We start from the raw sequence: 3,450 nt of genomic DNA, 5'->3' as shown, positions 1-3,450 counted from the left end.
GAAGGCGAAAGCGGTGTTCAGCTGCGGCCGTCCTCTAAAAATCTCGGTCCAGCGGGCACGCACCATTGCCGGCATGCTGGGCATGGCCGCGGCCGCCAGTGCCGAGACGAACAGCGTCCAGACCGGCCAATCCTGATTGGCTGCCGCGATGAGAACCGCGAAGGCGATCACGGCGATGATGGTGGTGGGGACCACGATGCGTGTCTGGCCCAGACGGTCCACCAGCCTTGATATTTGCGGCGCCACGAAAGCGTTGCCCAGCGCGAAAGTCGCCGAGACCGCGCCGGCCAGCCAGTATTCGCCACGCGTCTGAGACAGCATCGCGACGATGCCGATCGGTGCCATGGCGATCGGCAGGCGCGCCAGGAAGCCGGCGGCCGCAAAGCCTTTGGCTCCGGGGGCTCGAAAGATTTCCGAATAGGGGTTTTGCATGGCGGGTTCCTCGACAAAGGATGATGCGACAATTACATACGATGCGTATGAATGTCAGATAGTTCATACGTTGCGTATGTCAATTGGCATACGAGACGTATGTGAATAGGTCCAGAACCATGCACAGACCCCGCAAGGAGATGATTGCCGAGACGCGAGCCAAGCTGATCACGGCGGCCCGCCAGGCTTTCGGCACCATTGGCTACGCCGAAGCGTCGATGGACGATTTCACCGCGTCGGCCGGGCTGACACGCGGTGCCCTCTATCATCACTTCGGCGACAAGAAGGGACTGCTGCAGGCGGTTATCGCCGAGATCGACGCGGAAATGGCCGCCCGGGTGAATGAGGTCGCGGCGAGGGCGCCGACCCGCTGGCAGCATTTCGTCGACGAATGCACGACCTATATCGAAATGGCGCTGGAGCCGGAAAACCAGCGCATCATGTTCCGGGATGGCCCGGCCGTGCTGGGCGATCCGGCGCAATGGTCGAATGCCAATGCCTGCGTCGGTTCAATGACCGATCATCTGACGGCGCTGCAACAGGAGGGGATGGTGGTGCCGGGCGTCGATCCCGAAACGGCGGCGCGGTTGATCAACGGTGCGAGCAGTCAGGCCGCACAGCGGATCGCCAACTCGAACGATCCCGAAGCGACGTCGAGGAAGGTGGTGGCCGCGTTCAAGCAATTGCTCGAAGGCCTGCTCGACAAACCGGAAGCACGGCCAAACTGAGCCGCCGCGGCGCTTCCGCCACCGCCTCCAATTGACAATAGCTGGTTTGGGCGCATCCTCCACAGCCACCTCTGGGGGATTCGGGGCATGTGGGATTTCGATATCGGCAGGTCGGTATCCATCATGATGCGGACCTGGCCTTTCATTGTCTTTCGCATGATCGTCTATTTCGGCATCACTCTGGCCTACATCATGGCCACCGGTACCGGTGCCTCGGTCGGCTATGGCGTCGGCCATATCTCCACCGATCCCGACGGACCGTTGTCCTTTGCCCTTTGGGGCGGCGTGGTCGGATTCGGCGTCGTCTCGATCGCTGTCTACTGGCTGCGCGAATACATCCTCTACGTCGTCAAGGCAGGCCATATCGCCGTCATGGTGCATCTGATCGACGGACATGACGTTCCCGACGGCCAGAACCAGATCGCCTACGCGAAAGAGGTTGTGACCGAGCGCTTTGCCGAGGCGAACATCCTTTTCGTCGTCGACCAGTTGGTCAAGGGCGCCATCCGCGCCATCACCGGCCTGCTGGGCGGCATCGCGGCCTTCCTGCCCATTCCGGGCCTGAGCGGCCTGGTCTCGTTCCTCAACACGGTGATCCGCCTGTCGCTGACCTATGTCGACGAGATCATTCTCGGTTACAATATCCGCATCAATTCGTCCTCGCCCTTCGAGACGGCGCGGCAAGGCGTGGTGCTCTACGCCCAGAACGGCAAGACCATGGTCAAGAACGCCGTCTGGCTGGCGGTCATCATGTGGGGCGTGTCTTTCGTGATTTTCCTGCTGATGCTGGCTCCGGCAGCCGCCATTCTTTATGTCATGCCCGGGCAACTCGCCGGCTGGGCTTTCGTGCTCGCCATCGTCTTTGCCTGGGCTTTCAAGGCGGCCTTCATCGAGCCATTCGCCATTGCCTGCCTGATGCAGGTCTATTTCAAGACCATCGAGGGCCAGGTGCCTGATCCGGCCTGGGACGCCAGGCTGGCCGAAGCCTCGTCGAAGTTTCGGGAACTCAAGGACAAGGCGCTCTCGACCTTCGGCGGCTCGCGCTGGGGCACGGCCGGCGCGACGCATTGATCGGCGGGGCTGGTGGGCGCACCTGTGACGGTGTCGAGGCGGGCCACCGCCGATTTGAGCGGTGCCTCACCCTGGCCGCAAAACGTCTCGCTCATGATCAGGTCGGGCAGCGGCAGGCGTCGGCCCCAGCCATGCGTTTCGAGGTCCGGTTTCGGCGCGAACTCCGAGACACGGCCGACGCAGAGATAGGCGACCGGCGTCACGTGGTCGGGGATGGACAGCAGGCTTTTCAGCGCTTGCGCCTCGATGATGCTGACCCAGCCGACGCCAACGCCTTCGGCGCGCGCGGCCAACCAGAAATTCTGCACCGCGCAGACCGTGCTGTAGAGGTCCATTTCCGGGTTGTGCCAGCGCCCCAGCGGCGAGCCTTTCGAGCGCTCGCGGTCGCAGGTGATACAAATGTTGAATGCACTTTCGCAAATGCCTTCGAGCTTGAGCTTGCGGTAAATCGCCTGCCGGTCTGCCTCGATTGCCGGCAGTTCCTGTTCACGCGCGGCAAGGAACAGGTCGCGCACCTCCGCCCGTCGCTTGGCATCGCGAATGACGATGAAATTCCAGGGCTGCATGAAGCCGACCGATGGCGCGTGGTGGGCGGCAAGCAGCAGCCGCGCCAGCACTGCATCGTCGATCGCCTCCGATGTAAAATGGCTGCGGACATCGCGCCGCGTGAACATGGCGCGATAAACCGCGTCACGCGCTATCTGATCAAATCCATCGCCCATTGGAGCGGTCATGGCTTCCGGCATCGCTTGTCCCCTTGCGATTGCAGCAGTTCAAATTCTCAGAGCGAACTTTGCGCGTCCAAGAGGACCCACATCGCTCTAATGTCATCCGCCTGACCATGCGGATGACGATGCCTGCCAGGCCGGTCTTCTGGCTCGGGATCAACCCGCGTCCGGTGCCTTCCCGTCATCGACAGTGGCATTTACCGGCGCGGTCCCCCTTACAGCGTTGGGCACGCCACGGAATTCAACCGTGTTCCCGATTCTCCCGCCGGAGCATTTGCAGCCAAGTGAAATCATTTGGCGTCGCAGAATGCGGCTAAAACAAACAGACCGGCAGGCACCAGGCAGTGGCGGCAACCTTACGCCGAAGCCCCGGCGGCGCCAATCCCCGCAGCGACGCCAATGGACGCAGGCGTGATTTTCCCCAGCGATCAAGCCGCCACGCATGGCCATTACGGCGTCGGGGCACTAGATAGGGGAGATGGCTACCCGTC

The 3,450-nt window shown here is 62.3% G+C and carries 2 protein-coding genes, 2 pseudogenes and 1 riboswitch; of the genes and pseudogenes, 2 read left to right on the top strand and 2 right to left on the bottom strand.

Going from position 1 to position 3,450, the window contains the following annotated elements:
- Positions 1–432, bottom strand: a pseudogene (locus EOA36_RS31030) (MFS transporter); the annotation flags it as partial.
- Between the two features lie 119 nt (positions 433–551).
- Between EOA36_RS31030 and EOA36_RS31025 the strand changes: the two are divergent.
- On the top strand, positions 552–1,160 hold the full coding sequence (locus EOA36_RS31025; RefSeq protein WP_127280709.1) for a TetR/AcrR family transcriptional regulator: 609 nt from the start codon (positions 552–554) through the stop codon (positions 1,158–1,160).
- Between the two features lie 87 nt (positions 1,161–1,247).
- Positions 1,248–2,231 (top strand): hypothetical protein, encoded by a 984-nt coding sequence (locus EOA36_RS31020; protein ID WP_245464519.1) that lies wholly within the window; start codon positions 1,248–1,250, stop codon positions 2,229–2,231.
- Between the two features lie 167 nt (positions 2,232–2,398).
- Here EOA36_RS31020 and bluB read toward each other — a convergent pair.
- A pseudogene (gene bluB, locus EOA36_RS38580) lies at positions 2,399–2,905 on the bottom strand (5,6-dimethylbenzimidazole synthase); the annotation flags it as partial.
- Between the two features lie 171 nt (positions 2,906–3,076).
- Positions 3,077–3,259: riboswitch (cobalamin riboswitch) on the bottom strand.
- Between the last annotated feature and the right edge of the window lie 191 nt (positions 3,260–3,450).

Origin of the sequence: Mesorhizobium sp. M8A.F.Ca.ET.021.01.1.1 (assembly GCF_003998025.1) — a bacterium.
Taxonomy (GTDB): Bacteria; Pseudomonadota; Alphaproteobacteria; order Rhizobiales; family Rhizobiaceae; genus Mesorhizobium.
Note: the sequence above shows the minus strand (reverse complement) of the source record. Positions and strands in the feature narration are given on the sequence as shown.